Genomic DNA, 21372 nt, shown 5'->3' on the forward strand with positions numbered 1-21372 from the left:
GAGCAGTACGATTTTTTATGGCTGCGAGATTTTTTGTGGGAGCAGTATGATTTTTTATGGCTGCGAGATTTTTTGTGAGATCCGCACGATTTTTTATGGCTGCGTTTTTTTCCTTGAGGCTCCTGATATAAATAGTCTTTTAAACCTTCTTTTTTTGCGGATTTCACCGCTTCTTTGATGTCAGAATGGGAATAGTGGCCCAATTTGAAATCCTCCTTTTTTGAAAATGATGTTAAGGATTTAAGATCCTTATTACCCACATAGTACGCAAGTGTTTAAAAAGTGTATAAGTGTTCCGCTGAGATCACACAAAAATAAAAAGCCTAAATAGATAAGGGGGGCGTATGGATGAAGAATCAATCTCATTTACCGCTTTATCAGCTGTTTGTTCATCCAAAAGATTTGCGTGAATTAAAAAAGGATATATGGGACGATGAGCCGGTGCCGGCTGTCATGAAAATCAATCAAAAAAGGCTCGATATTGATATTGCTTATCGGGGATCACATATCAGGGACTTCAAAAAGAAGTCATACCATGTTTCTTTTTTTCAGCCGAAAACATTCCGCGGCGCACGGGAGATTCACTTGAATGCGGAGTATAAAGATCCTTCCATGATGAGAAACAAGTTGTCTTTAGATTTTTTCTCAGAGCTTGGGACGCTGGCACCGAAGGCAGAGTTTGTGTTTGTAAAGGTGAATGGGAAAAATGAAGGGGTTTATCTTGAACTTGAATCCGTTGACGAGTTTTATTTAACGAAAAGGAGGCTGGCGAAAGGGGCAATTTTTTACGCGGTTGATGATGATGCTAATTTCTCTCTAATGAGCGATTTGGAAAGGGAAACGAAGACATCGCTTGAGCTTGGATATGAAAAGAAGACAGGGACTGGGGAAGATGATTTTTATTTACAGAATATGATCTTTAACATAAATACTGTCCCTAAAGCTCAATTTAAATCAGAAGTGACAAAACATGTGGATATCGATAAGTATTTGCGCTGGCTCGCCGGCATTGTATTCACCTCAAACTATGACGGGTTTGTCCACAACTACGCGTTGTATAGAAACAGTGAAACCGGATTATTTGAGGTGATTCCTTGGGATTATGATGCGACCTGGGGCAGGGATATCCATGGCGAGCGGATGGCTGCCGATTACGTAAGAATTCAAGGATTTAATACTCTAACCGCCCGGATTTTGGATGAACCCGATTTTCGGAGGTCCTACAAGCACCTATTAGAAACAACGCTCCACTCTCTTTTTACAATAGAATATATGAAACCGAAGATAATGGCGATGTATGAACGGATTAGGCCGTTTGTCCTGATGGACCCATATAAAAAGAATGACATTGAGCGTTTTGACCGTGAGCCTAATGTGATATGTGAATATATATTGAAAAGAGCTGACTATCTCAAAAGTGAGCTTGATGTGTTATCCTGACGATAAACGGGCGATCCGGAGAACGGGGCGCCTTTTTTTATTTCCGGTCATTTACCGATTTGCATATATCAACAAATTGTCCCAGTACAGGGTTTTGGCTGTCTTTTCGATAGGCGATGATCCATTCTGCTTTGAGCTGAAAATGGTCAACGCTTCGATATGTAACATCAAGATTAAACAGCCGTCTGGCCGAGGATGGGACAATGGTAATGCCGATGCCCGCTGTCACCAATCCGATCACCATTTGATATTCTGTCGCTTCCTGAACGATATTCGGCACAAAACCCGCGTTTTCACAGAGTTGAATAAAATCGGTATATAACGTGGGCCACGCTTCTTTGGAAAGGGTGATGATCGGTTCGTTTTCCAAATCTGTAATGTCGATTGATGTTTTTAATGCAAGCGGATGCTGCTTTGGCAATGCAAGGATGCACGGACTGCTTTGGGTTGTCTCAATTTGCAGCTCGGGATGTTCTAATGGCGGATGGAGAATGCCGATGTCGATATTTCCCTTGAGCAATTCCTCCTGCTGCCGGTATGAAGCGATTTCTTTCAGTTCAATTTTCACAGAGGGAAATTTTTTACGGTATTCCCGGATGATCGGCGGCAGAAATTCATATGTAGCTGATCCGACAAAACCAATGACGAGATGGCCGTGCTCGCCGCGAGCCGTTCGCTGGGCCAGTTCAATTGCTTGATCAATTTGCATCAATGCGGTGCGGCAATGATGCAAAAATATTTCCCCTGCCGCGGTAAGCTCCACAAATCGTTTTGTCCTCTTGAGAAGCGTCACCCCGACTTCTTTTTCCAGCTGTTTGATCTGCTGGCTGAGAGGAGGCTGTGTCATGTTCAGCCGAAGCGCAGCCTTTCCGAAATGAAGCTCTTCGGCTACTGCGATAAAGTATTGAAGATGGCGAAGCTCCATTCAATATGCATTCCTTTCTTAGGTTAATAATTCGTAATACATATTAATCATAAGGCGAATCGATATTGGAGGTCAATTTCCAAAGAGTGTATAGTGAAACATATCACAAGAAATATTTAAAATTTTATGTTTAAAATGCATAATAAGGAGTGAGGGTGTTGACAAAAGCAACAAAAGAACAAAAATCCCTTGAGAAAAGCAGAGGGGCGGAGCTTGTTGTTGATTGCTTAGTGGAGCAAGGTGTCACACATGTATTTGGCATTCCAGGTGCAAAAATTGATGCGGTATTTGACGCTTTACAAGATAAAGGGCCAGACATTATCGTTGCCCGGCATGAACAAAATGCAGCATTTATGGCGCAAGCAGTCGGCCGTTTAACTGGAAAACCTGGAGTTGTGTTAGTCACATCAGGACCAGGTGCTTCTAACTTGGCAACAGGACTGCTGACAGCAAACACTGAAGGTGACCCTGTCGTTGCGCTTGCTGGGAACGTGATCCGTGCAGATCGTTTAAAACGGACACATCAATCTTTGGATAATGCGGCGCTATTTCAGCCGATTACAAAATACAGTGTAGAAGTTCAAGATGTAAAAAATATACCGGAAGCTGTTACAAATGCATTTAGGATTGCGTCAGCAGGTCAGGCTGGGGCCGCTTTTGTGAGCTTTCCGCAAGATGTTGTGAATGAAGTCACAAATACAAAAAGCGTGCGTGCTGTCGCAGCGCCAAAACATGGTCCTGCAGCAGATGATGCAATCAGTGCGGCCATTGCAAAAATCCAAACAGCGAAACTGCCCGTCGTATTAGTCGGCATGAAGGGCGGAAGACCGGAAGCGATTAAAGCGGTCCGCAAGCTTTTGAAAAAAGTGCAGCTTCCATTCGTCGAAACCTATCAAGCAGCCGGGACTCTTACAAGAGACTTGGAGGATCAATATTTTGGCCGTATCGGTTTGTTCCACAACCAGCCTGGCGATTTATTGATTGAGCAGGCGGATGTTGTTCTGACAATCGGCTATGACCCAATTGAATACGATCCGAAATTCTGGAATGTCAATGGTGACCGGACAATTATCCATTTGGATGAAATACTGGCTGACATTGATCATGCTTACCAGCCGGAGCTTGAATTGATCGGTGATATTCCATCCACAATCAATCACATTGAACACGATGCTGTGAAAGTGGAGTTTGCTGAACGTGAGCAGAAAATCCTTTCAGATTTAAAACAATATATGCATGAGGGTGAGCAGGTTCCTGCCGATTGGAAATCAGACAGAGTGCATCCTCTTGAAATTGTAAAAGAATTGCGAAACGCAGTCGATGATCATGTGACAGTGACTTGCGATATCGGTTCACACGCGATTTGGATGTCACGTTATTTCCGCAGCTATGAGCCATTAACATTAATGATCAGTAACGGTATGCAAACACTCGGCGTGGCACTTCCTTGGGCAATCGGCGCCTCATTAGTGAAACCGGGAGAAAAAGTCGTATCTGTCTCCGGTGATGGCGGTTTCTTATTCTCGGCGATGGAATTAGAGACGGCAGTTCGTTTAAAAGCGCCAATTGTCCACATTGTATGGAACGACAGCACATATGACATGGTTGCATTCCAGCAACTGAAAAAGTATAACCGTACATCTGCGGTCGATTTCGGAAATATCGATATTGTAAAATATGCGGAAAGCTTCGGAGCAACCGGCTTAAGCGTAGAATCACCAGACCAGCTGGCGGATGTGCTGCGTCAAGGTATGGACGCCGAGGGTCCTGTCATCATTGATGTACCGGTTGACTACAGTGATAACATTAATTTAGCAAGTGACAAGCTTCCGAAAGAATTCGGGGAACTCATGAAAACGAAAGCTCTCTAGCACTCTGCACATCACGACACTGTTTGATGAACAGCACTAACAAAAGGAGTGAAGGGAATTATGAAACGTGAAAGCAACATTCAAATGCTAAGCCGCGGCCAAAAAGAGAAGCCTGTGAGCCAGATTTATCAAGTATCAACAATGACCTCTCTATTGGATGGGGTGTATGACGGGGATTTTGAACTGTCAGAGATTCCGAAATACGGAGACTTCGGTATCGGAACCTTTAACAAGCTTGACGGAGAGCTGATTGGATTTGATGGTGAATTTTACCGTCTCCGTTCTGACGGTACTGCCACACCGGTCCAAAACGGGGACCGTTCTCCATTCTGTTCATTTACGTTCTTTACACCGGATATGACGCACAAAATTGATGCGAAAATGGCACGTGAAGAATTTGAAAAAGAGATCAACAGCATTTTGCCAAGCAAAAACTTATTTTATGCGATCCGCATTGACGGATTGTTTAAAAAAGTGCAGACAAGAACGGTAGAACTGCAAGAAAAACCTTACGTGCCGATGGTGGAAGCGATCAAAACGCAGCCAATTTTCAACTTCGACAACGTGAGAGGAACGATCGTAGGTTTCCTGACACCGGCTTATGCAAACGGAATCGCCGTTTCTGGCTATCACCTGCACTTCATTGACGAAGACCGGAATTCAGGCGGACACGTTTTTGACTATGTGCTTGAAGATTGCACGGTTACGATTTCTCAAAAAATGAACATGAATCTCAGACTTCCGAATACAGCGGATTTCTTTAATGCCAATCTGGATAACCCTGATTTTGCTAAAGATATCGAAACAACGGAAGGAAGCCCTGAATAACAGAAATAAGAAAGCCTTTTTGTACAGGGCTTTCTTTTTATTTGGCTCTTTTCCTGAATTTAGATAAAATAACGTCAAAAGGGCAAGGAGTGGTCTGATGAAAATATTGGTGCTGGCAGTTCATCCGCATATGGAGACTTCAGTTGTGAATAAGGCATGGACAGAGGAATTGAGTCAACATGAGAATATCACAGTATGGGAGCTCTATAAGGAATACCCGGATGAAGCGATAGATGTTGCGAAGGAGCAGCAGCTTTGCGAGCAATATGACCGGATTGTCTTCCAGTTTCCGTTTTATTGGTACAGTTCCCCGCCGCTCTTAAAAAAATGGCAGGATCTTGTGCTGACTTTTGGCTGGGCTTTTGGTGCAGAAGGAAAAGCCCTGCATGGCAAGGAGTTGATGCTGGCTGTATCAACGGGGAGTGAAGCGGAAAAATATCAAGCGGGCGGAGCGAATCACTACTCAATCAGTGAGCTTTTGAAACCGTTTCAGGCCACGAGCAATCTAATCGGGATGAAATATCTGCCTCCATATGTGTTCTATGGCGTGAAATATGCAACCCAAGAGGAGATTGCCCTTAGTGCCAAACGGTTAACCGAATATATCCAACAGCCTTTTGCTTAAAATAAGCCCTGTCCAGCATGCGACAGGGTTCTTTTAAAATTAAAAATCTGGCAGCTCGGACAGGTTATTTTCCTTCAAACCGTCCGGTTCACTTCGCAAAATATCTCGACCATATTTATGGAATACATCAACATGAGCGAGTTTTCCCTCTTTTGCTTCTGACAGTGCAGACGGATAGTCGAGTTCTCTTCCTGTGTTCGTTTTTACTGCGATAATATTGTCTTCCTCATTTCTTCTGACGGCAACTATTTCTTCTTTTCCAGGTGGTGGAACAGATTGCTGCTGTTCCGCCGTTGTTTCTCGGTCTTTATAGGCTGCTTCAAATTGATCCATACGTACACCTCCTTTTTTTAACGTGAACCAAAATACTGACGATCATGTATGCATTCGACAATATTTCCTGAGAAATATCTATGGGTTTTGACAAATCAATCCATGGTTTGCGAAGAAAAAAGGGATTCCGCATGAGAAACGGGATCCCTTTCAATTTATTTTGACATGTGTAAGTCCTTTGTTTTCATATAGCCTGTCGCGCCGCCATAATCAACGAACACCCAATCAAAATCAAAACCGGCTTTTTTCGTCTTACTCCAGCCTAGAAAAGAAATGCTTGTGCCTGCTGGAAGAGTTGTAATGCTTTTTCCTTCAACGGATGTATACACATTCGTTTTTGCTTTTGTTTTTACCGTTGTAGCTGCTTTTACAATGTAATGAGTGGAGACAAAGCCTGTTTTTCCGTTTTTATAATGAACCTTTGCCCAGTCTGCGTTTGAGAAGGAAATCAGTTTTAAACTGTCGCCTAAGTGCAGTATGCCCGCTTTAGGGCTTGAGGCGCAAGCCTTCGATCTGACGTTTAGTGCCTCTGCTGACACCAAATAAGAATCAATCGGATAGCTGTATAAATCATCAATGCTTACAGTTGTTTCCGGCTGTTGTGCATGGATGGTGCTCACCGCGCCCCCGGCAGAAGCCGCAGTCATTCCAGCTGCAAGTGCTAGAGTTGATAATGCTTTTGTCGTTTTTTTCATGTCGTTCCTCTCCTTACGTAAGAGAAATCATTCATCTCTATCCCTATTCACGTTTTCATAGATTCTTAAACATGAAAAAGGACCAGATAAAAATCTGATCCATGGAAATCACTTTTGTGTTTCAAGTTTGAGAGGCGCGGATATCATTTTTTTCACCTTTTTTTCGTGTAAAATATCATCTGCGGCTTCTGTAGCCAGTTTGCCGATCAAGTCAGGCTGCTGGGCGACAGTGGCCGAGAGCTTTCCATCTTTAATGGAAGCGAGAGCATCTTTATTGCCGTCAAAACCGATTACTGCAATGTCTTTTCCCGAGCTGTTAATGGCCTCGAGAGCACCGAGCGCCATTTCATCATTGTGGGCAAAAACAGCTTGGATTTCCGGATGCCCCTGCAGCAGATTTTCCATGACAGTCAGGCCTTTGGTGCGGTCAAAGTCAGCTGATTGTTTTGTGACAATGTCGAGCTTTTGATCTGCGATATGATGGAATCCTGAACCGCGTTCCCGCGTGGCAGAAGCGCCGGGTACGCCCTCAAGCTCTGCCACCTTTGCACCTTTTCCGAGTTTGTCGGCAATGTATTCCGCGGCCATTTCACCGCCTTTTACATTATCGGAAGCAACGAGGGTTTCCACTTTTCCTTTTTCGGCGGAACGATCGATGGTGACGACGGGCACATCGACTGAATTTGCATATTCTACTGCCGTTGAAATCGCCGAAGAATCAGTCGGGTTGATTAGCAACGCATCGACACCTTGTTGAATTAAATCTTCCACATCACTCGTCTGTTTCGATGAATCATTTTGAGCGTCGACAATGATGACTTTCATTCCCCGTTTTTCAGCTTCTTTTTCGATGCCCTTTTTTAATGAGACAAAAAAGGGATTGTTAAGCGTTGAGACGGATAAGCCGATGGTGAATTCCTTTTTGTTCCCCGAGTTTGACGGCTTTGCCCATTGGGGAGGTTCAAGCGAACAAGCAGTTAATAAAAACAATGATAATGTTAAAATGACGGATATAGCCTTTTTCATGAAAAACCCCTCCTATGCTGACTTCTTGCGGTCTAATAATACCGCAATTAAGATGACAATCCCTTTGACAACCAGCTGATAAAACGATGAGACGCCAAGCAGGTTGAGCCCGTTATTTAGTGTGCCGATAATCAGCACCCCGATGAACGTGCCGATAATGCGTCCGCGTCCGCCCGAGAGACTGGTCCCTCCTAAGACGACCGCCGCGATAGCATCCAGTTCGTACGATTCTCCGGCAGTCGGCTGTGCTGAATGCAGACGGGAGGTCAATATGGCGCCGGCAAGGGCGGATAAAAGCCCGGCTAACGAATAGATCATCACTTTCACGCGCGTCACTTTAATGCCCGAGATGAGCGCGGCTTTTTCATTGCCTCCAATTGCGTATGTTCGGCGTCCGAACGGTGTTTGATGAAGTAGCACCCAAAGGATGACAAAGGCGAGAACCATCGTAATCGCCGGTACAGGAATGCCTAAAAAGTAACCGCGTCCGAACAGCTGAAAAGCGTAGTTTGTGCCAAGTCCGGTTATCGGATTTCCGTCTGTATACACAAGCGTCAGCCCGCGAAATACAGTCATGGTCGCAAGCGTGGCGATAAAGGGCGCCATTTTTCCTTTTGTGATTAATAAGCCGTTGATCATCCCAAGTACAGCACCAATGATACAGCCGAGAATGATCGCGAGAACGGGATCGACACCGGATACAATCATCCCCGCGACTAAAGCGCTGGACAGAGCCAGAATAGCGCCGACAGAAAGATCAATGCCGCCTGTTAAAATCACAAAGGTCATGCCGAACGCGATTAATCCGTTAATGGCGACCTGGCGAAGCAGGTTCAAAATATTCAGAGGTTCAAGAAAGCTGGGATTTAAAATAGATACAATGATGACGAGAATAAATAAACCGAGAAACGGGCCGAGTTTTTGCATGACTCCGTCGAAGTGAATCCCTTTTTGTTCTGTTTGCAGCTGTTCCGTTTTCATACTACCGCCCTCCTGTGGCAAGTGTCATAATTCGTTCTTGAGTTGCTTCCTGCGCATTGATTTCTCCGCTGATTCTGCCTTCATGGACAACGATAATGCGATCGCTCATTCCGAGAATTTCCGGCAGCTCTGATGACACCATAATGATGGCGACCCCGCGCTCAGTCAGCTCATTCATCAGCGAATAAATCTCCCGTTTCGCGCCAACATCCACACCTCTGGTCGGTTCATCCAAGATGAGCACTTTCGGGCCGATACCAATCCATTTGGCAATCACCACTTTTTGCTGGTTGCCTCCTGATAAATGGCGTGCGTGCGTTTCCGGTGATGCCGTTTTGATAGTCAGGCGTTTGATTAAAAGATCGACAAATTCGGCTTCCCGCTTGTGATCAATGAGGCCTTTTGGAGAAAAACTGGCCAGATTGGGCAGCGCGATATTCTCGCGAATCGAAGTGTCGAGCAGCAGCCCTTCATCTTTGCGGTTCTCTGTAATAAAGCCGAGCCCTTTTTTCACCGCATCCTGCGGGTTCTTAATGACCGTCTTTTTTCCTGCGATCCATATCTCACCCGAGTCCAGCCTGTCAACACCGAACAGCGCTCTCATGATTTCTGTCCGGCCGGCTCCCATCAATCCGGAAATACCGACGATCTCACCGGAACGAACATAAAAGCTGACATCTTCAAAATGTCCTTTGACGGAGGCGTTTTTCACCTCGAATATGTTGTCGCCGAGAGAGGGAGTCCGGTTCGGATATCGTTCAGTCAGCTCGCGTCCGACCATTTTTTTGACGACTTCATCAAAGTTGGTTTCCGAGATATTTGTTGTATCTACCGTTTTTCCGTCTCGCATGATAGTGATTCTATCGCAAATTGCAAAAATGTCTTCCATGCGATGCGAAATGTATACGATGGATACACCATTCTTTTTTAACGCTGTAATGACCTCAAAGAGTGTGCTAATTTCCCGTTCCGTCAATGCTGCTGTCGGTTCATCCATAATGATGACCTCGGCATTTGTCATAAGCGCTTTTGCGATTTCGATCATTTGCTGCTGTCCGACGGAACAATCGCCCGCTTCCTGATCAAGAGAAAGAGAGACGGACAGTTTGTCAAATTGCTGTTTTGCTAGCGCTTTCATTTTTCTTGTTTGTAAAACGCCTAGCTTAGAGGATATCTCTTTCCCGATAAATAGATTCTCAAGAACGGTCATTTCCGGCCAGATATTCAATTCCTGATGGATAAAGGCGATTCCATGCTGTTCCGCTTCTTTCGGATTGGAAAAGTACGTTTCGTTTCCGTTTATGCGGATTTGCCCTTTATCCGATTTATGCAGGCCTGTCAGTATATTCATAAGCGTGGACTTGCCGGCGCCGTTCTCTCCCATTAATGCGTGAACCTCGCCAGGCGCGAGCTGAAAGGAAACGCCTGACAGCACTTGGTTTTTTCCGAATGCTTTATGAATGTCTTTCATCTCAATCTGCACGTTTCATCCTCCTTTCTAGAAAAGCACACCCGCCTGCAGGATGCAGTTGGCATATGGTGTGAATTCACCAGTTCGTATGATGGCTTTTGCTTCTTTTGTCAGCAGCTTAAACTTCTCGTGAGAAAGGTATTCAATCTCCTGTTCAGAAAAAAGGGTCTCTAGAAATCTCGCATTCTCCTGATTAGCCGTTTTCATTTCAGACGCCGCAATGACTTTTTCGACCACCATTTCGTCCGCGAGCACTGCCGCGGTATCCTGGAAAGCCGGAAGACCCGGCTTTAGTGAGAGATCAATTTTCAAAACCCCGTCAGGAACAGGCAGCCCCGCGTCTGCGATAACAATTTGATCCGTGTGGCCAAGGTCGGCCAATAGCTTGGCAAGATGGCTGTTCAGTATACCGTGTTTTTTCATGACAACAGCTCCTCTACTTCTTTTCTTGTCGGCATTCCGCCTTGAGCGCCGAAGGAACAGACGGAAAGGGATGCGGCACGATTGGCAAAACGCAATGCGGCTTCAATGTCTTTTCCCTCTGCCAGAGCCACGGCGAAAGCTGCGTTGAACGTATCACCGGCTCCGGTTGTATCAATAGGCTCAACAGGGAAGGAGGGGATAAGCCGCTCTTTGCTTCCGGCTGAATAGCGGACGCCTTGTTTCCCTTCGGTAATAAAGAGCTTCGCCGGGTAAAGCGCCAAGGCTTCAGAAACGGTAAGCCCTGGGAATAAGATTGACGCCTCGTGTTCATTCGGCGTGAGATAGGTGGCGTGATCAATTGTTTCCTGTTTCAGCGGCCGGGCCGGTGCCGGGTTGAGCATGATCGGAATATCGTGAGAATGGCAGTACCTGCACACCTCATCAACCGTTTCCTCCGGTATTTCCTGCTGGATCAGGACCATATCGATCCTTTCGATCTGGTTAAGCGCGTCTATCGCATAGGATGGAGTGATATCATCGTTCGCACCTTTGACGACAACAATGCTGTTATCACCCTCGGCAAGCACGATATGGGCTGTTCCGCTTTCTTTGTATGTAACCGGTTCCATATAGTCAGTGCGAACTCCGTTTGCTTTTAAATTATCCAAAATGGCTGTTCCATAATGATCGTCTCCAACTTTGCCGACCATAAACACGTGAGCGCCAAGTTTGGCAGCAGCAACGGCCTGATTTGCTCCTTTGCCGCCAGGAACAGTCTGAAAAGACGTGCCAAGTACTGTTTCACCGGCTTTGGGCCGTATGTCCGAGGTAACCACTAAATCCATTGAACAGCTTCCAATTACACAGATATTACGCATCATGATCTTCCTTTCTTGTCGTCTTTCTTCTTATATAGGTGACGGGCATTTGAATGGCCGTTTCTGACAGCGGCTGTTTTTTGATAATACGCACAAGCAGTTTGGCGGCTTCTTTTCCCATATCATATGCGGGCTGTTTAATTGTAGATAGGGGAGGGAACAGCAGCTCGCTTTGCGGTATGTCATCATAGCCGATCAGTTGAATATCCTCCGGCACGTTTTTTCCGCGGCGCAAAGCTTCATGTAAAATCGCAGCGGCTTGAATATCATTACTCGCAATCACACCGTCTGTCTCAGGATAAGCGGCAAACAGCTCCTTCGCCAACGATTGCGCATCCTTGAAAGAAAATGAGGGCGTCTCGATGATCTGAAAATCAACGTCAGCCTGCTGTAAGGCTTCCAAAGCGCCGTGAAAGCGGTCTTGAGCGGTTGGCAGGTGTGCGGGACCCCTCAAGAGTGTAATGCGCTGGCTTTTTCCGTGAATGATGGCTTCGGCCGCTAATTTTCCTCCGGTACGGCCGTCACTGGATACAGATGGAGCGCCTTCAGGTGTTCGATCCAGAAAAACGACTGGGTGATTCATGCCGCTGTATTCCTCAAGGTCCGGATAATTCGTTGCGGCAATAATGCCCGCGACATGATTTTGTTTAAAGGTTTGAAGGTACTCAAGTTCTTTTTTCAATTCCTCGTCACTGTTTCCGAAAATAAGGCGATAGCCTTCCCGGTTCAATTCATCCTCAGCACCGCGGGCAAGCTGGGGGAAGAAAGGGTTTGTGATATCCGGGAGCAAAAGCCCGATCAGCCGGGATTCTCTTTTGTAAAGAGAGCGGGCGACTTCGTTCGGATAATAGTTCAGCCTCTCCATTGCCGCTATGACACGCGTTCTCGTTTCTTCGTGGACATAGCCGTTGTCATTCAGAACGCGGGAAACCGTCGCAACAGAAACGCCCGCCGCTCCGGCGACATCTTTAATAGTAGCCAAAACAGCTCCTCCTTATTTATGTAACCGTTTACATAGATAGATTATCATGAGTAATCCGAAGTTGGCAATCAAAATATCGAAAGACCTCTATTGTAAATGATAGATATATTTGTGAAATGTAAGGTTTTCACTCTTTTTTGACAAAGACTTCACAATTCTGGATGAAGATTTCTTGAACGAATATTAAGTTTTATTAAAATTGTTTCAAAGTCATGCGTTTAGACCTGTAAATGAGTAGAAATAGAAAAGACTATACGCCCACAAAATGTTTAATTATGTTAGAGAATTCGGACCGGTATGATTGGCGTTTTCTTATATGAGCCCATTAGTCTTTTTGGAATAGGCCCCAGATTGCCTTTTCCATGCTGAAAGGATGACATGATGACCTTGCCCTTAAGAAACAGGATAAACGATTTTATGTTCATAAGAACCGAAAACACGCATGGTAGCGGGAAAAAGTTAAGATCACGGGCTGAAAAAAAGATTGATTTGAAATACATATTATATGCACACACCAATGGGTGACTTTACGTCCAGAAGGATACCATGGAAGAAATGAAAGCGCATTCCTTTTGCTTTTTAAAAAAAGAGATAAGGTGTAAGTCCTGCTGTTTTCCAAAATTAGAAAACAGTTTGTAGGTACAAAATCTCTTTCAAAAGAGAAGTTTGGCTTAGTGGATGAGGGAAGATTATGTTACATAATGCCGATTGAGAATTCATAGTGATTCTATATACTGATGAATGAATTTACAACAATATAGAAGGAGATGTCGAAAAGCAATGTGGTTACTCATTATAGCCTGTGCTGTCATACTGGTCATCGGAATATTAGAAAAACGACGACATCAGAAAAACATTGATGCCCTCCCTGTTCGCGTGAATATTAACGGCATCAGAGGAAAGTCCACTGTGACAAGGCTGACAACCGGAATATTAATAGAAGCCGGTTACAAAACTGTCGGGAAAACGACAGGAACGGACGCAAGAATGATTTATTGGGATACTCCGGAGGAAAAGCCGATCAAACGGAAACCTCAGGGGCCGAATATCGGCGAACAAAAAGAAGTCATGAAAGAAACAGTAGAAAGAGGAGCCAACGCCCTTGTCAGTGAATGCATGGCCGTTAATCCGGACTATCAAATTATCTTTCAGGAAGAACTTCTTCAAGCTAATATCGGTGTCATCGTAAACGTGCTGGAGGACCATATGGATGTCATGGGGCCGACGCTCGATGAAATTGCGGAAGCGTTTACGGCTACTATTCCTTATAATGGCCATCTTGTCATTACAGATAGTGAATATACCGAGTTCTTTAAACAAAAAGCAAAAGAACGAAACACAAAAGTCATCATTGCTGATAACTCAAAAATTACAGATGAATATTTGCGTAAATTTGAATACATGGTATTCCCTGATAACGCTTCCCTGGCACTGGGTGTGGCTCAAGCACTCGGCATTGACGAGGAAACAGCGTTTAAAGGAATGCTGAATGCGCCGCCAGATCCGGGAGCCATGAGAATACTTCCGCTGATCAGCCCGAGCGAGCCTGGGCATTTTGTAAATGGGTTTGCCGCAAACGATGCTTCTTCTACTTTGAATATATGGAAACGTGTAAAAGAAATCGGTTATCCGACCGATGATCCGATCATCATTATGAACTGCCGCGCAGACCGTGTGGATCGGACACAGCAATTCGCAAATGACGTATTGCCTTATATTGAAGCAAGTGAACTAATCTTAATCGGCGAAACAACTGAGCCGATCGTAAAAGCCTATGAAGAAGGCAAAATTCCTGCAGACAAACTGCATGATCTAGAGTACAAGTCAACAGAAGAAATTATGGAATTGTTAAAGAAAAGAATGCACAACCGTGTCATATATGGCGTTGGCAATATTCATGGCGCCGCAGAGCCTTTAATTGAAAAAATCCACGAATACAAGGTTAAGCAGCTCGTAAGCTAGGAGGAAATGCAGACATGTTCGGATCAGATTTATACATCGCACTTATTTTAGGTGTCCTACTCAGTTTGATTTTTGCAGAAAAAACAGGAATCGTGCCGGCAGGGCTTGTTGTACCAGGATATTTAGGACTCGTGTTTAATCAGCCGGTCTTTATTTTACTTGTTTTGCTAGTGAGCCTGCTCACTTATGTGATTGTGAAATACGGTTTATCGAAATTTATGATTTTGTACGGACGCAGAAAATTCGCTGCCATGCTGATCACAGGGATTGTCCTGAAAATCGCGTTTGATTTTCTATACCCGATTGTACCATTTGAAATCGCAGAATTTCGAGGAATCGGCATCATCGTGCCAGGTTTAATTGCCAATACCATTCAGAAACAAGGTTTAACCATTACGTTCGGAAGCACGTTGTTATTGAGCGGAGCGACCTTTGCTATCATGTTTGTTTACTACTTAATTTAATGTAAGGTGTGTCAAACGATGAAAAAAGAACTGAGCTTTCATGAAAAGCTGCTAAAGCTGACAAAACAGCAAAAAAAGAAAACCAATAAGCACGTATTTATTGCCATTCCAATCGTTTTTGTCCTCATGTTCGCTTTTATGTGGGCGGGAAAAGCAGAAACACCGAAGGTCAAAACGTATGCTGACGATGTTCTCTCCGCCTCATTTGTCGGTGATATTATGATGGGCCGCTATGTTGAAAAAGTAACGAAGCAAAAAGGGGCAGACAGTATTTTTCAGTATGTTGAACCGATCTTTAAAGCGTCTGATTATGTAGCCGGAAACTTTGAAAACCCGGTGACCTATAAAAAGAATTATAAACAAGCAGAAAAAGAAATTCATCTCCAGACGAATAAGGAATCAGTGAAAGTCTTGAAGGATATGAACTTCACGGTTCTCAACAGCGCAAACAACCATGCAATGGATTACGGCGCTCAGGGCATGAGAGATACATTAGAAGAATTCGCGAAGCAAAACCTTGATATCGTTGGAGCGGGATACAGCTTAAGCGATGCGAAAAAGAATATATCGTACCAGAAAGCCAATGGGGTAACGATTGCGACACTTGGCTTTACGGATGTGTCCGGAAAAGGCTTCGCAGCTAAAAAGAAAACACCGGGCGTGCTGCCCGCAGATCCTGAAATCTTTATCCCGATGATTTCAGAAGCGAAACAACATGCAGACATTGTCGTTGTGCAGTCACACTGGGGACAAGAGTATGACAATGATCCAAACGACCGCCAGCGCCAGCTTGCAAGAGCCATGTCTGATGCGGGTGCTGATATTATTGTTGGCCATCACCCGCACGTTTTAGAACCGATTGAAGTGTATAACGGAACCGTGATTTTCTACAGTCTCGGCAACTTTGTCTTTGATCAGGGCTGGACGAGAACGAGAGACAGCGCACTGGTTCAGTATCACCTGAAGAAAAACGGAACAGGCCGCTTTGAAGTGACACCGATTGATATCCATGAAGCGACGCCTGCGCCGGTGAAAAAAGGAAGCCTTAAACAAAAAACGATTATTCGCGAACTCACGAAAGGTTCTAATTTCGAATGGAAAGCCAAAGACGGAAAATTGACGTTTGAAGTTGATCATAGCGACAAACTAAAATCTAAATAATCGGAGTGATAAAGATGAAATTTGTTAAAGCGATCTGGCCGTTTGTTGCAGTAGCCATCGTATTCATGTTTATGTCAGCTTTTAAATTCAATGATCATCTGACAGATCAGGAAAAGCAGAAAATTGATACGGAAATGCACAAAATCCAGCAGCAGGAAGAAACGGCAAGTACCAATAAATAATTCAAAAAAGAGAGTGTCTGTGGAGGCATTCTCTTTTTATTTGCCCAGCATACGCAGTTTGTAAAAATATCAAAAAGTCCCTTAACATATTGAAAAAATTACCGATGATAAAACTGCAAAAAGAGGAGGAGATAGTAAAAGTGAACACACTGGCAAACTGGAAGAGGTTTTTGCTTGTGGCGGTTATCATTGTTTTTATGGGTTCAATTATCACAAAAGCGGAAATTGCGGAGGCTGATACGTCATCTGAACTGATGATCAGCCAAGCGAAAAAACTGCTTGGGTATCAGTATAAATACGGCGGCGAAACGCCGAAAGAGGGATTCGATCCGTCGGGATTGATTCAATACGTGTTCAGCAGAGCTGAGATTCATCTGCCGAGATCTGTGAAAGATCAGTACAAAGTCGGAACGGCCGTAAAGCCGGTAGACCTGAAGCCGGGAGACATTTTGTTTTTTAAGAAAAAGGGAAGCAGCGGGACTTCTCCGACACATGTCGCTTCTTACATCGGAGACGGCCAAATGATCCACAGCACACAGTCAAAAGGGGTTATCATCACCAATTACACAAAAAGCAGCTATTGGAGTGGCTCTTATATCGGCGCGAGACGCATCTTAGCCAACCCGGCAATTGCTAATGTTCCAGTCGTTCAGGAGGCCGAAAAATATATCGGCATTCCATATGTGTTTGGCGGAAGCACACCGTCAGAGGGCTTTGATTGCTCAGGGCTTGTGCAATATGTGTTTCAAAAGGCACTCGGCATTTATCTGCCGCGATCAGCCGAACAGCAGTGGACAGTCGGAGAGAAGGTAGCGCCTCAGAACATCAAGCCAGGTGATGTCGTGTATTTCAGCAATACGTACAAAACCGGCATTTCACACGCGGGCATTTATGCAGGCGGAGGAAGATTTATTCAGGCAAGCCGGTCAGAAAAAGTAACCATCTCCTACTTGTCTGAGGATTACTGGAAGTCGAAGATGACAGGCATTCGCCGATTTAACAATCTGGCCATTCCGAAAGAAAATCCAATCGTGTCTGAAGCAACGCTTTATGTCGGAGAGGTTCCTTACAAAAAAGGCGGGGTTTCGCCAGAGACTGGGTTTGATACAGCTGGTTTTGTCCAGTATGTATATCAGAAAGCAGCCGGTATTTCTCTGCCTCGATACGCAACAAGCCAATACAAAACCGGAACTAAGGTTCAGAAGGCGGATCTGAAAACGGGAGACATTGTGTTCTTCCAATCAACAAGCTTAAATCCCGCGATCTATATCGGAAACGGACAAGTTGTTCATGTCACATTATCAAATGGTGTAACCATTACCAATATGAACACGAGCACGTATTGGAAAGATAAATACGCTGGCAGCATACGGTTGCAATAATAGAAAGACTCCAGAATCTCTGGAGTCTTTTTGTTTAGGCATATTTCCCGGAAAGAAGCTGGTCAATAAAGTAAGCCACACCATTTTCATCATTGCTTTTTGTGACAAAGGTGCTTTTTTCTTTTAATTCATCGATCGCATTTTCCATAGCGATACGGTGTCCGGCAATCTCGAACATCGACAAATCGTTCGGACTGTCGCCGATCGCATAGATATCCTTTGTGTCAATCCCGTATATGTCAGCCAGCTCTGTCAGCGCGCGTCCTTTTCCCGAAGAGGCCGGCAAGATTTCGATAATATGTTTTCCGGAAGAAGTTTGCGCCAGTTTTTTATGATGCTTTAGCTCTTCTTTCGCTTGTTTCAGCTTGTCCATATCAAAGGAGAAGCATAGAAGCTTATAAATGTTTTCGCTGCCGTCAAAAACCGATTCAATTTGAGGGATCGGTTTAATGCCAAACTGCTTGAACTGAGTCATGGCCCCTTGCCATAATTCATCCGTCTTTTCGCTTGGATTAGCGCTCTTTAAAATATCAAGCTCCGCATGCAGCTTATCCTCGCCGTCAAAAGGAGAAAGCAGATGATCATCTGTATAGACCTCAAAGTAAATGTTTTTTGACAGTAAGTAATCAGCGATCGCCTTACCGGCCTCCTGATCCATTAACGTCCGGCTGATCAGGCGGTAGCCTTTGTCGTGAACCGTTCCGCCATTTGCCGCAATGATAGGAATGTCAAGGTCGTCCAGCAGCGCTTTTACATCAAACGTTGCTCTTCCCGTGCAAATGGTGACGAGGATGCCGGCATCAATGGCCCGCTTGATTGCCGCTCTGTTTTCAGCAGAAATGACGCTTTCCTTATTCAGTAATGTTCCGTCTAAATCAATCGCAATACATTTCATATGTAGGGGAACCTCCTTAAAAATGAAGCTGCTTCGTGTAGTATGTTCAGCTTTCCTGCGAAACATTTACCATATATATCAGGCTAAACGTTACTTTGAAAATTTTCAACAAGGAAATATGTAAAAACGGGATGGCAATTACGCCATCCCGTTCATTATACACCTAAATCGTTTTGCAGCTCTTCTTTGACTTCCTGCAGTTTTTGCTGATTCAATTTTAAATAATATACTCCAGCAGGTTCATAATCATAACCAGTCAGCTGAATAGAATCAACCGATTTCAATGAAGTGAGGAACGGGAACAAGCCGATGGCATCTTTAAGTGATAAGTTCATTTTCAAATTTTTCCCCATTGTATCCACAATGTCATCATAAGCCGGAATTGAGCTCAGTGATTTTGACTTCTCCAAAATGGCGCTCAGCACTTCCATTTGTCTTTGTCCCCGCAAAAGGTCACTGTCCGCTTTACGAGTTCGTACGTACGCAAGTGCTTCTTCTCCATCAAGCGTATGGGTTCCCTCTTGAAGAACGACTTTTCCCTTTGTATCTTTTTTGATTTGCTGAATGACTTTATCGCTTTTTACTGTTACTTTGACGCCATTCAGCTGGTTCACGACGTCCTCAAAAGCTGTGAAATTGCTTTCGACGACATAATCGACCGGAATATCCAGCATCTCTTCAGTTGTTTTCACAGTGAGGTCAACGCCGCCGTAGGCATGAGCATGTGTAAACTTATCATAGCCATGGCCTGGGATATTTACATAGGCGTCACGCGGAATGCTAAGCATTTTAGCTGTTTTTTCTTTCCGGTTAAATGTAACCAGAACATTCGCGTCACTTCTTGCCTGATCGACAGTCTCGCCGTTTTCTTCTCTGGCGTCAATTCCTAAGAGCAATACAGAGAAAGAATCTTTTCCGGGATCAAATTCTTTAATCCGTTTTACTGATTGTTCTCCGCGTGCAAGGCTGACATGGGCTTCTTTAGACGCATTGCTCAGCTTGACATAAGCATAGGCGCCGACAGATCCTGCCGCAATGACTAGAAAAGCCATCAAACCGACAACGATTTTCACCCATTTTCTAAGTCTTCTCTTTTTCTTTCTGCGGTGTGTTCGTTCTTCCATATCAATAACCTCTCGTTTCTTTAATATTTGAAGAGTACCATTTATTTTGCCATGGGACAACTCCTTGAAAGACATTTTTCGATAAATATTCCTATATTTATATGATCCTATTCTTGAGAATAAATATTTTTAATGTACTGAATCACCTTATATTGGACGCTGTAGCAAATAAAATGTTTCGATGACGAAGAAAAAAATGTGAGAGAATGATTGGAAATGTTGTAGTCTGCGAGAGCGAAAAGGTTTAATGGCCAGAAAAAGAGGTTAAAAGATTTCTAATAAACTTCGAAACGATGTCATTAAGCTGATGGAGAAAGGGAGTCATTGTTATGAAAAAACAGTCGAATATATGGCTTTATTTTTTCGGCGCTCTTGGAGGCGCGTTGTACGGGTATGATACCGGAGTCATTTCCGGCGCTATTTTATTTATGAAAAAGGATTTAGGATTAAATGCGTTTACAGAAGGGCTTGTTGTCAGCTCTTTATTGGTAGGGGCCATATTAGGTTCAGGCACGGCAGGCAAGCTGACTGACCGTTTCGGGAGAAAAAAAGCAATTATGGCGGCCGCGCTGCTGTTTTGTATAGGCGGTCTGGGTGTGGCACTCGCCCCGAATACGGAAGTCATGGTGCTGTTTCGCATGATATTAGGACTTGCAGTCGGAACTTCGACGACGATCGTGCCGCTCTATTTATCTGAACTGGCGCCGAAGCATAAGCGCGGGGCGCTGTCATCGCTGAATCAGCTAATGATCACGGTCGGCATCCTGCTTTCCTACATTGTCAATTACATATTTGCCGACGCCGAAGCGTGGCGCTGGATGCTTGGATTGGCTGTTGTGCCGTCGCTGCTGCTTCTCATTGGCATTTTGTTCATGCCGGAGAGCCCGCGCTGGCTGTTCACGAATGGCGAAGAAGGCAAAGCGAAAAAGGTTCTTGGAAAATTGCGTGGCACAAACGATATTGACGAGGAGATACATGATATTCAAGAGGCCGAAAAACAGGATGAAGGCGGCCTGAAGGAACTGTTCGATCCTTGGGTGCGTCCCGCACTGATTGCCGGCTTGGGACTGGCGTTTTTGCAGCAGTTTATCGGAACGAACACGATCATCTATTATGCGCCAAAGACCTTTACAAACGTCGGATTCGGAGATTCCGCTTCGATTTTAGGAACGGTCGGAATCGGCACAGTTAATGTTCTCATGACATTAGTAGCGATTAAAATCATCGACAAGATCGGAAGAAAGCCCTTATTGTTATTCGGGAATGCCGGCATGGTGATCAGCTTGATCGTTCTCGCTCTGGTGAATCTCTTTTTCAATAACACTGCGGCTGCTTCATGGACGACAGTCATTTGCTTAGGTGTGTTTATCGTAGTCTTTGCGGTCAGCTGGGGACCGGTTGTCTGGGTGATGCTTCCTGAATTGTTCCCGCTCCATGTCAGAGGAATCGGAACCGGTGTATCAACCTTGGTGCTTCACTTTGGGACATTGATTGTTTCATTAACCTATCCAATCTTAATGGAGGCAATCGGCATCAGTTATTTATTTCTAATTTATGCCGCGATTGGTATCATGGCGTTCTTGTTTGTCCTGTTTAAAGTGACAGAGACGAAGGGAAAAAGCCTTGAAGAAATTGAGCAGGATTTACGGGACAAAAACGGACAGGGAGGTTCGTCTGGAAAACAGCAGACGGCCGAAACATAAAATAGGGTGCGCGATCCTGCG

Annotated in this window: 22 protein-coding genes; 10 read left to right on the forward strand and 12 right to left on the reverse strand. The window is 44.5% G+C overall.

The genetic code is table 11. The features are described 5' to 3' along the window. Window positions 1–203 (reverse strand): CotG/ExsB N-terminal domain-containing protein (locus tag SC79_RS12280; protein WP_039075292.1); only part of this gene is annotated, 203 nt, incomplete at its 3' end. A 145-nt stretch (window positions 204–348) separates the two neighbouring features. Between SC79_RS12280 and cotH the strand changes: the two genes are divergently transcribed. Then, window positions 349–1440, forward strand: a complete 1092-nt coding sequence (gene cotH / locus SC79_RS12285; RefSeq protein ID WP_039075293.1) for a spore coat protein CotH — start codon at window positions 349–351, stop codon at window positions 1438–1440. 37 nt (window positions 1441–1477) lie between these two features. Here the strand turns inward: cotH and alsR are convergent, their stop codons facing one another. Beyond that, window positions 1478–2365: an acetoin biosynthesis transcriptional regulator AlsR gene (gene alsR, locus SC79_RS12290; protein ID WP_010328837.1), complete on the reverse strand. Its 888-nt coding sequence runs from the start codon at window positions 2363–2365 to the stop codon at window positions 1478–1480. 158 nt (window positions 2366–2523) lie between these two features. On the opposite strand from alsR, the gene alsS reads away from it, so the two are divergent. The 3 genes from alsS to SC79_RS12305 all read left to right on the forward strand — a co-directional run bounded on the left by alsS (window position 2524) and on the right by SC79_RS12305 (window position 5689). Next, complete coding sequence (gene alsS, locus SC79_RS12295; RefSeq protein WP_039075294.1) at window positions 2524–4236, forward strand: acetolactate synthase AlsS; 1713 nt, start codon at window positions 2524–2526, stop codon at window positions 4234–4236. Between the two features lie 60 nt (window positions 4237–4296). Next, window positions 4297–5064 carry an acetolactate decarboxylase gene (gene budA / locus SC79_RS12300; protein ID WP_039075295.1) on the forward strand — a complete coding sequence of 256 codons (768 nt, stop codon included), beginning with the start codon at window positions 4297–4299 and terminating at the stop codon, window positions 5062–5064. Between the two features lie 97 nt (window positions 5065–5161). Next, entirely contained in the window at window positions 5162–5689 is a 528-nt protein-coding gene (locus tag SC79_RS12305; protein WP_039075296.1) for an NAD(P)H-dependent oxidoreductase, read from the forward strand. Window positions 5690–5728: 39 nt separating this feature from the next. On the opposite strand, the gene SC79_RS12310 is transcribed toward SC79_RS12305, so the two are convergent. The 8 genes from SC79_RS12310 to SC79_RS12345 form a co-directional block, all read right to left on the reverse strand. After that, the gene (locus SC79_RS12310; RefSeq protein WP_039075297.1) at window positions 5729–6022 is read right to left on the reverse strand and encodes a DUF3892 domain-containing protein; all 294 of its coding nucleotides are present in this window, start codon (window positions 6020–6022) and stop codon (window positions 5729–5731) included. Window positions 6023–6177: 155 nt separating this feature from the next. Next, window positions 6178–6717, reverse strand: coding sequence for an SH3 domain-containing protein (locus SC79_RS12315; protein ID WP_039075298.1), 540 nt, complete (start codon window positions 6715–6717; stop codon window positions 6178–6180). Between the two features lie 108 nt (window positions 6718–6825). Further along, window positions 6826–7743 carry a ribose ABC transporter substrate-binding protein RbsB gene (gene rbsB, locus SC79_RS12320; protein ID WP_039075299.1) on the reverse strand — a complete coding sequence of 306 codons (918 nt, stop codon included), beginning with the start codon at window positions 7741–7743 and terminating at the stop codon, window positions 6826–6828. A gap of 12 nt (window positions 7744–7755) precedes the next feature. Next, window positions 7756–8724, reverse strand: a complete 969-nt coding sequence (gene rbsC / locus SC79_RS12325; RefSeq protein WP_039075300.1) for a ribose ABC transporter permease RbsC — start codon at window positions 8722–8724, stop codon at window positions 7756–7758. A gap of 1 nt (window position 8725) precedes the next feature. Then, complete coding sequence (gene rbsA, locus SC79_RS12330; RefSeq protein WP_039075301.1) at window positions 8726–10207, reverse strand: ribose ABC transporter ATP-binding protein RbsA; 1482 nt, start codon at window positions 10205–10207, stop codon at window positions 8726–8728. 15 nt (window positions 10208–10222) lie between these two features. Further along, entirely contained in the window at window positions 10223–10618 is a 396-nt protein-coding gene (rbsD, locus tag SC79_RS12335; RefSeq protein WP_039075302.1) for a D-ribose pyranase, read from the reverse strand. Next, window positions 10615–11496 carry a ribokinase gene (rbsK, locus tag SC79_RS12340; protein WP_039075303.1) on the reverse strand — a complete coding sequence of 294 codons (882 nt, stop codon included), beginning with the start codon at window positions 11494–11496 and terminating at the stop codon, window positions 10615–10617. Before rbsK ends, rbsD begins: the two co-directional genes overlap by 4 nt. Continuing rightward, the gene (locus tag SC79_RS12345; RefSeq protein ID WP_039075304.1) at window positions 11489–12478 is read right to left on the reverse strand and encodes a LacI family DNA-binding transcriptional regulator; all 990 of its coding nucleotides are present in this window, start codon (window positions 12476–12478) and stop codon (window positions 11489–11491) included. The genes rbsK and SC79_RS12345 overlap by 8 nt, the downstream gene beginning before the upstream one ends. 780 nt (window positions 12479–13258) lie before the next feature. Between SC79_RS12345 and pgsB the strand changes: the two genes are divergently transcribed. From pgsB to SC79_RS12365, 5 genes are all read left to right on the forward strand, one after another. Then, window positions 13259–14440 (forward strand): poly-gamma-glutamate synthase PgsB, encoded by a 1182-nt coding sequence (gene pgsB / locus SC79_RS12350; RefSeq protein ID WP_039075305.1) that lies wholly within the window; start codon window positions 13259–13261, stop codon window positions 14438–14440. 14 nt (window positions 14441–14454) lie between these two features. Beyond that, window positions 14455–14904 (forward strand): poly-gamma-glutamate biosynthesis protein PgsC, encoded by a 450-nt coding sequence (gene pgsC, locus SC79_RS12355; RefSeq protein ID WP_003227889.1) that lies wholly within the window; start codon window positions 14455–14457, stop codon window positions 14902–14904. Window positions 14905–14922: 18 nt separating this feature from the next. Next, window positions 14923–16065 carry a capsular polyglutamate synthetase PgsA gene (gene pgsA / locus SC79_RS12360; RefSeq protein ID WP_039075306.1) on the forward strand — a complete coding sequence of 381 codons (1143 nt, stop codon included), beginning with the start codon at window positions 14923–14925 and terminating at the stop codon, window positions 16063–16065. 14 nt (window positions 16066–16079) lie between these two features. Then, the gene (edmS, locus tag SC79_RS20095) at window positions 16080–16247 is read left to right on the forward strand and encodes an extrachromosomal elements maintenance protein EdmS (RefSeq protein WP_010328823.1); all 168 of its coding nucleotides are present in this window, start codon (window positions 16080–16082) and stop codon (window positions 16245–16247) included. A gap of 140 nt (window positions 16248–16387) precedes the next feature. Beyond that, complete coding sequence (locus SC79_RS12365) at window positions 16388–17629, forward strand: C40 family peptidase (protein WP_039075307.1); 1242 nt, start codon at window positions 16388–16390, stop codon at window positions 17627–17629. A 34-nt stretch (window positions 17630–17663) separates the two neighbouring features. Here the strand turns inward: SC79_RS12365 and ywtE are convergent, their stop codons facing one another. After that, window positions 17664–18524 carry a 5-amino-6-(5-phospho-D-ribitylamino)uracil phosphatase YwtE gene (gene ywtE, locus SC79_RS12370; RefSeq protein WP_039075308.1) on the reverse strand — a complete coding sequence of 287 codons (861 nt, stop codon included), beginning with the start codon at window positions 18522–18524 and terminating at the stop codon, window positions 17664–17666. Between the two features lie 155 nt (window positions 18525–18679). Next, the gene (gene tagT / locus SC79_RS12375; RefSeq protein WP_039075309.1) at window positions 18680–19648 is read right to left on the reverse strand and encodes a polyisoprenyl-teichoic acid--peptidoglycan teichoic acid transferase TagT; all 969 of its coding nucleotides are present in this window, start codon (window positions 19646–19648) and stop codon (window positions 18680–18682) included. Between the two features lie 329 nt (window positions 19649–19977). Here tagT and SC79_RS12380 point away from each other — a divergent pair, with 329 nt between their 5' ends. Continuing rightward, window positions 19978–21351, forward strand: a complete 1374-nt coding sequence (locus SC79_RS12380; protein ID WP_039075310.1) for a sugar porter family MFS transporter — start codon at window positions 19978–19980, stop codon at window positions 21349–21351. The last annotated feature ends 21 nt before the right edge of the window (window positions 21352–21372 follow it).

Source organism: Bacillus sp. MSP13 (assembly GCF_000815295.1).
Lineage (GTDB): Bacteria > Bacillota > Bacilli > Bacillales > Bacillaceae > Bacillus > Bacillus vallismortis.

Coding starts and splice junctions, on each gene's coding strand:
- cotH (WP_039075293.1), top strand. CDS start 349: ATGAAGAATCAATCTCATTTACCGCTTTATCAGCTGTTTGTTCATCCA.
- alsR (WP_010328837.1), bottom strand. CDS start 2,365: ATGGAGCTTCGCCATCTTCAATACTTTATCGCAGTAGCCGAAGAGCTT.
- budA (WP_039075295.1), top strand. CDS start 4,297: ATGAAACGTGAAAGCAACATTCAAATGCTAAGCCGCGGCCAAAAAGAG.
- SC79_RS12305 (WP_039075296.1), top strand. CDS start 5,162: ATGAAAATATTGGTGCTGGCAGTTCATCCGCATATGGAGACTTCAGTT.
- SC79_RS12310 (WP_039075297.1), bottom strand. CDS start 6,022: ATGGATCAATTTGAAGCAGCCTATAAAGACCGAGAAACAACGGCGGAA.
- SC79_RS12315 (WP_039075298.1), bottom strand. CDS start 6,717: ATGAAAAAAACGACAAAAGCATTATCAACTCTAGCACTTGCAGCTGGA.
- rbsB (WP_039075299.1), bottom strand. CDS start 7,743: ATGAAAAAGGCTATATCCGTCATTTTAACATTATCATTGTTTTTATTA.
- rbsC (WP_039075300.1), bottom strand. CDS start 8,724: ATGAAAACGGAACAGCTGCAAACAGAACAAAAAGGGATTCACTTCGAC.
- rbsD (WP_039075302.1), bottom strand. CDS start 10,618: ATGAAAAAACACGGTATACTGAACAGCCATCTTGCCAAGCTATTGGCC.
- rbsK (WP_039075303.1), bottom strand. CDS start 11,496: ATGCGTAATATCTGTGTAATTGGAAGCTGTTCAATGGATTTAGTGGTT.
- pgsB (WP_039075305.1), top strand. CDS start 13,259: ATGTGGTTACTCATTATAGCCTGTGCTGTCATACTGGTCATCGGAATA.
- pgsC (WP_003227889.1), top strand. CDS start 14,455: ATGTTCGGATCAGATTTATACATCGCACTTATTTTAGGTGTCCTACTC.
- pgsA (WP_039075306.1), top strand. CDS start 14,923: ATGAAAAAAGAACTGAGCTTTCATGAAAAGCTGCTAAAGCTGACAAAA.
- edmS (WP_010328823.1), top strand. CDS start 16,080: ATGAAATTTGTTAAAGCGATCTGGCCGTTTGTTGCAGTAGCCATCGTA.
- ywtE (WP_039075308.1), bottom strand. CDS start 18,524: ATGAAATGTATTGCGATTGATTTAGACGGAACATTACTGAATAAGGAA.
- tagT (WP_039075309.1), bottom strand. CDS start 19,648: ATGGAAGAACGAACACACCGCAGAAAGAAAAAGAGAAGACTTAGAAAA.
- SC79_RS12380 (WP_039075310.1), top strand. CDS start 19,978: ATGAAAAAACAGTCGAATATATGGCTTTATTTTTTCGGCGCTCTTGGA.